This window comes from uncultured Campylobacter sp., from assembly GCF_938017705.1.
Taxonomy (GTDB): Bacteria; Campylobacterota; Campylobacteria; order Campylobacterales; family Campylobacteraceae; genus Campylobacter_B.
The window spans coordinates 1-6,738 of sequence record NZ_CALIIS010000138.1 but is presented as its reverse complement, the minus strand read 5'-3'; the positions used below and the strand labels follow the sequence as shown (position 1 = coordinate 6,738).

The 6,738-nt window shown below is 40.7% G+C and carries 2 protein-coding genes; both read right to left on the bottom strand.

Going from position 1 to position 6,738, the window contains the following annotated elements:
* Nucleotides 1-3,691 (bottom strand): filamentous hemagglutinin N-terminal domain-containing protein (locus Q0605_RS07025; protein ID WP_298705449.1); only part of this gene is annotated, 3,691 nt, incomplete at its 3' end.
* A 271-nt stretch (nt 3,692-3,962) separates the two neighbouring features.
* On the bottom strand, nt 3,963-5,978 hold the full coding sequence (locus Q0605_RS07020) for a ShlB/FhaC/HecB family hemolysin secretion/activation protein (protein ID WP_298705446.1): 2,016 nt from the start codon (nt 5,976-5,978) through the stop codon (nt 3,963-3,965).
* Between the last annotated feature and the right edge of the window lie 760 nt (nt 5,979-6,738).

The window sequence follows — 6,738 nt, the reverse complement described above, 5'->3', positions numbered from 1 at the left end:
TTAATGCTACGCTGCCTTCGGTAGATTTTATATTTGAGATAGTGCCTATATAGGTGCTGCTTTGATCGCCGTAGGCTCTATTTAGGTTTATCTCTTTACTTAGAGTTTTATGTACTATATCTCTGCCCGCGTTTAAGCTTACGCTGCGTCCTTGTATCAAAGAGGATGCGTTTATTATATCCTTTTTGGCCGATATGCTTAGGGCGTTCGCGGCGATGATGGAGGCGGAGTTTAAATTTGATACGCTGCCCGCTTTGAGGCTCATATTAGAGCCCGCGTAGATTATCCCTTCGTTTCTAAGATCGCCGTTTACGCTTAGATCTATGCTGCCTCCTGCGTATATCAAAGAAGGTGCGGAGCTAAGCATGGTGCCGTCATCTTCCTCAGAAGAGTTCAAGGAGGTCCTTTTTTTATCATAAAGCAAGCTTAGCTTATTGTGCATATATGAAAAATCCGGTATCAGCTCGCTATAAACGTAGAAGGTGTTATAAAATTTACTGCTTATAGGCGAAAAGAGATTGTTTATATAGCTAGGCCTAATGATATCTTGCATATCCGCTTCGTTATTAAGGCTAGGCGCAAGATCGTTTTTATTTAGATTTAAAGCGTTAGGATTACCGAGCCCCTTGCCTATTAGAGAGTAATCTATTTTAGAAAAAGCTTCCTTTATAAGAGCAGGAGCGTTACCGGAGTTTATCTGCCCGTCCGAGTTTAAATTTGAAATATCGCCCGCGTAGCCTTTTATATCTTTTTTAGCTCCTATTATGGAGATAATAGCAGGCTGGGAGTAGTAGATATTCTTTTGGTCGCTATAGCCGCCTTTACCGCCGTGGCTTTTATGTTTCCATCTATACTCCGCCTGGCTCGTTATACTATGATTTAGACTTAAAGAGCGGTTGTTTAGGCTCTTTACATTTAAGAGCAGATCGTTATAGGCATAAATTACGCTCTTATCGTTATTTAGCTCATCTATGTTAAGGTTGCTATCCCCTGCGGAGATTATGTTTGAGCCCATAAATTTACTTAGGCTATCTTCCGTTATATACTCTTTATTGATGCTGTAGCTTATCTGCCTTAATCTCTCCTTCTTATGAGGCTTGCTTCTTCTTATGCTAAAGAGATTGTCTTTTAAGCTTAGCGTTATAGCATCATATAGCCTAGTATCCTCCCCCGGAAGCCTAGTATTTTTATATAAGCTTAATACGTATAGATTCATATCCTGCTCGCTAAGCTCCTCCATGATCTTAGCGTTTAACTCGTCCTGGCTAATATTGGGATTTTGCTTGAGGATGCGCTCTTTTATCTCTGCCGCATTAACCTTTAAAGGGATGGCTACGCCGCTGCAACCCCAACCGTCACCATTGCAGGTAAAATCTATATTATAGCCGGTGCTTTGAACCCTCTTTACGGGCTCGTTAACCGAGCGGTTGTTTAGCTTTTTAGCGCCGATATTAAGAGTGCCCCTTGCATATATCAAAGAGGAGGCGTTAGTTATCTCGTCAGCCTTGCCCTCCCCGCCTCTTTCATTAAAAATATTTAAATTTCTTTGAGAGATGATGTTAGATAGCGCTTCGTTGCTAAGAAAGCTCGTATTTATAACTATATCCCCTCCGCTAAGTATATTGGACGCGTCTTGATTGAGGATATTTTTAGCGTTTAAAGCTATGCCGTTTTGCGCATAGATAAGAGCTTTTTTGTTGATTAGGCTTTCAGAGTTTGTTATCAGCTCGTCCCCCGCGATTAAAGAGCCTAAATTTGAAATTTGCTCCTTTGTTTTTAAAGCCAAATTTCCAAGTGCGGCTATGATGCTTTCGTTTTTGATACCCTTTGCGTTTATGATCAGATCTTTATTGGAGATCAGCCTTTGCAAGGCGATAAAATTTCCTTGTAGATTTAAGTATATATCGCCGCTTGCGTAGATCCCTCCGTTATAGGTCAAATCGTCCTTTAGCCCCAGATATAAACTACCGTCCGAGTTTAGCTTACCTAAAGCGCTAAGACTATCTAAATTTAAGGCAAGATCTCCTTTGGAGCTTATAAGTCCCTCTTCATTATTAAGAGCGCCTTTGTTTATAATTAAATTTCCTCCGCTTAGGATAGAGCCCTTAGAATTATCTATGCTGTCGTAGCCCAAAAGAACGCCTCCTAGGGAGATGATCTTTGAGCTTTCGTTGCGTAGATTGTTGCCGCGCAAACTTAAGCCCTCTTGCACTATAAAGGTAGAATCCGCGAGGTTATAAAAATTTGGAATTTCAGAATCCAGCGCCCTTAATACCATCAAACTGTTATCGTTTAAAAGGCTATCTTTTATATCCAAATAGCTTTCGTTTGAAAGTATCGCTCCGCCTATATTTGATATGTGCTCCGCACTTATTACGCTAAGCTCATTTTTGGAGGGAGGAATAACTCCCGCTTTGGAAGGGTCTTTGGTATCGTCCAAGCCCAGCTCATTTAGCCTTTCGCTCTTAGCCGCTCCTATTACGGCTCTATCTTTGTTGCTTAGGCTTTTCGCCTCTATCTTTAAGGCAGAGCTTGAGCTTATGGAGCCCTTTATATTATCTAGCCTATCCGCTTTTATCTTTAGAGTATTAGCCTGTATATTTCCTCTGTTTTCTACCGAGGAGGCTTTTATACCCAGATTGGAGGCTGAAATTTTAGAGCCCTTTTGGTTGGAGATGGTCTTTGAGCTGATTTGGGTCTGTCCGTTAGAACCTAGCTTTCCTTCATTTATCAGATCTCCGTTAGCGTCTATCTTTAAAGAGCTGTCCGCTAAGATAGCCCCCTTATTGTTGATGCCCGCTCCATCTTTAGTAGATATTATATTTATCTTACCCGCGTACATTCCGCCTAGAGCCGAGGAGTCTATGGATACACCTTTAGGATGCGATCCCCCTTCTTGCTCGATTTTCAGATTATCCGGCCTCAATCCGGAGTTTGTATTTTTTAAAGATACCTTACCGTCCGTCGCTACTACGTTTATCTCGTTTGCGTAAATTTTACCCTCCAGCTTTAGGCTATTAGATATTACGTTTAGATAATCTCCGTTATCGTTTAGGCCGTCCGCTCCTATATTTATAGAGCCGTCCTTGCTTATGTTTAGGGATTTAAGATGTCCGTTTTCATAGGTGGGTTTGGCGGTACTTAACGTAGTAGAGGAGGAATTTATTATGGTAGCGCCGTTTACGTTGATGCCACTAGGATTAGCGATGATAAGATCGGCTTTTCTGCCCGCTATCTCAATATTACCCTGTAAATTTGAAGGAAGAGGCGAGTTTACCTGATTGATTATGAGCTTGGCTTCGCCGCGATTGAGTCTCGGATTTGGCGGTATGTAGCCCGCCGTTTTACTTATGGCTCCGCCTTGAGAGTTATTAAATACCGTGCCCTCTTTAGGGGTGTTAAATTTAGAGTATTCGTTGATAGAAACCCCTTTATCATTAGGAGAGGCTATATCTATCTGAGTGGCGGGAGCATTCGGGGTTTGAGATACCGAAGCTCTATGATTTACGGGAGCGGAGTTATCGGGTATTATCTCGCCGTAGAAAAGGCAGGGCGTCACTAAGCCGAGAAGCAAAAGAGCGACAAAGCGCTTGCTTGCTTGTGTAAAGACGCCGAAATATTCTTTTGTATGAGTAGAAGCGCCAAGTCGCCCCGAGCTATTAAAGATAGAATTAAAACCTACAATTTGCATACCTATAACCTCCGATTGCGATGGTTTTATATCTTAAATTTCTTGAATACTTTCTTAAAAAAATAGTAAATTTAGGATATTTTATTTAAAATTTGTTTGAATTTGTTTTAGGGCTCGATTTGGGCGCAGGACTGCTATTTCTCGGCTCTTGGTATAGTATATCTGTGCTAAAAATAGTTAGCTAAATTTAGCAAGTGTTATATCGTATTCGTTTATATTAAACGCGGCAAGAAGCGCCGATGAAATTTCGCTAAATTTTTAAAAGACAAATTTAAAAGTCGTAGCTTAAAGAGAAATTTAAAGCAGGAGTGTCCGTTTTAAAATTTTCCGGTTTGCTAATAGGAAAAGCCGCCAAAAGATCATAGGTAAAAGAGCCTGAAATATTTCCTCTAAGGCCCACGCCTCCTCCGCTAAGCATTTCGCCCTGCGAGGGATAATCTTTTCCCTTAGAGCTGAGTTTGCCGACATCAAAGGCCAGGTAGACGCCGTTATTTTTAAAATACTTATATTCCAAGGTATTTCTTATATAAAAACCGCTATCTCCAAGCAGGCTCATCTGAGAGTCAAACCCTCTAACGCTATAGTATCCGCCGATATTTAGCCTATCTATGGGGCTAAGATGAGTACTGGCTCTTCTTGCGTAAAGCTCCAGTTCGTAGCTTAAGGGGATAGCAGAGGATCTGGTTTTAAAATTTAACGCGGCGTTTATCAAATGATATCTAGAGCTTCCGCCGCCGAAGTCTTCATCAGGCGCTCTTAGAGCGTTAAACGCCCCTGTGGATTTTAGGTACGAAAGCATCATCTCTACCGAAGAGTTGTCAAAAAATACCTTGGATTTTAGCCCCGCCTCATAGCCCCCTTCGCGCTTTCTTTGGTTGCTAAGCTCATAATCTTGTATATAGTTTTTATACTTTTTTTGCCAAATTCTAAAAAACAAGGAATTTTTGGAGTTTCGATTTCTAAAATATACGTAGTTAAGATCCAAATTTCTTCTAACGCTGCTTCCGCTATAGGTATAAAGCTCATAAGTTCCGGGTACTATTTGATCGTAGGTGTATCTGTTCTGCCAAAAGGATAGAGAAAAGTATCCGAAAGGTATACTAAAGCCTGCGTAGTAGTTAGCCGATCTGCCGCTTTTGCTATCATCCCCTAAAGATTTTTTATCTCCTCTTAAAAAATTCCTACCGTAAGAAGCAAATACGCTCTCATTTAATCCGAGTAAATTTAAGCCGTAAAGCATAGCCGTGCCTTGGTATTTGCCGCTAGATTTGGAGCCCAGATTATCCGCGCTTAGTCTAAACAGCAGAGGCAAGCTTTGCTGTTTAGAGATATTGATATCGGAGTAGCCCTGCTTTGCGGAAGGGCTTAAGCTTATCTCCGCCTCGCTTCTTGAAGCGGCATTGAAATTTTCCATAGCCTGCTCCAGATCTCTTAAGTTTAAAATCTCTCCCCTCTTATCGCCGCCGAATGCGGTAAAGATACTTCTTTGGTTCTTAGCTTCAGAGCCGGGCTCAAGCGAGATCTCGCCTATGCGTCCGGGATGCAGAGCCAAAAGAAGGGTGCCCGAGGAGATGTTTTGCTGGGGGATGGAAACGGAGGTAGTAATAAAGCCTGCGGATATGATTTTATTGTTATACGCTCTTGCCAGAGCTAAAATTTCATCGCCTCCCAAGCAATCGCCGCTTTTAAATTTAAGCTCTTTTAGAGTGGAGCTTAGAATTCTTTCAAATCCCAGCGGAACGGAATGGTCGGAATTGGAGGTAGGACCAATGGACTTAGCGGGAGTTTTTACTTTCGCGCGCCTCAAGTTTTCATCATTCGGCTTAAAGAGAAGAACACCTGAGCCGGCACCACCTTTAGGGTTGACGGCTGGAGTTTTTGGATCATCTTTGTTTTTAGATTCGTAATCCGCTTCGTTAAATTTAGAATCCGCGCTACTTTTCTGCTCGTTTTGCGATTCTGCGTTAATCAGTTTGATCTCATAAATTTTAAAGCAAATTCCTGTTTTCTTGGGCTCTGCGGTTACGCTTGAAGCGGGAGACTCTTCGCTGCGTATCGTTATAAAGGGATCCTCTACGCCTTGTCTAATTGATCTTATTCTTTGCTCTTCGGAGTTTATGGCGCCCGAAATATCGGCAGGAGCAGCCATTAATATTTTAGGAGCTAGGCTTAAGCTTATAAAGATAGAGGCTAGAATAAGCTTGACGCTTTTAACGCCGCGGGGTTGCAAAGAGGCTCCTTTAAATTTACTATCGTCATAATAGAATAATGGTTTTTGATCAAACATCGATTGCTCCTATTCTTTACGATCGGAATATTGCCGCAAAAGAAAACTTTATAGCTTAAGCATGGCAAAAGTATCTATTGGCATATATTCGCTTTTTATAAGCATTAATCTTCCACTAGAGGCTATCGATTAAAACTGGTAATGATACACTAATTTTTTAAATTTTCGGGCAAGGTTTCTTGGATTTTAGTGCTAATTGAGATTTTAGATTTTATTATGCCCAGAATCTCGATCTTTTTGTAAAAATCCTCCATGCAAAACGCAATCTAAAAACAAACGCCTTTCTCCCCTAAATTTCACGAAACATATATGATGATTCGTGCTTTAATATTTTTGCCACCAAGCTTTTTCTCTAAGAAACGATGACGCTTCTGAAAAACAACAAAGCTTCTGAAAAACAACAAAGCTTCTGAAGAATAACAAAGCTTCCTGCCATTTTTTTATTCTCTCGCTATAATAGGCCGGTAATCTTTAAATTTACCACAAAATCTATCACAAAGGAGCGAGTATGCATTACGAAAATCTTAAAAGCGAAGCGCAATAAAAAAAGAGCGAACAATGTGTCTAGATGACTTTATCGGGGGTCTGTTTTAAAAACCAGATCGTCTTTGGTCTTAGAAAAAACTTTCATAATTGCTTATCCTTTAAAATTTAATATAGTTTCATAGGGCAAATTATAAAAGTTTCCAAAGAGCTTAGCAAGCCTAAGAGCTACTATACATTTTTTAATATATAGTAGTTTCTCTTAAACTACCTGTAT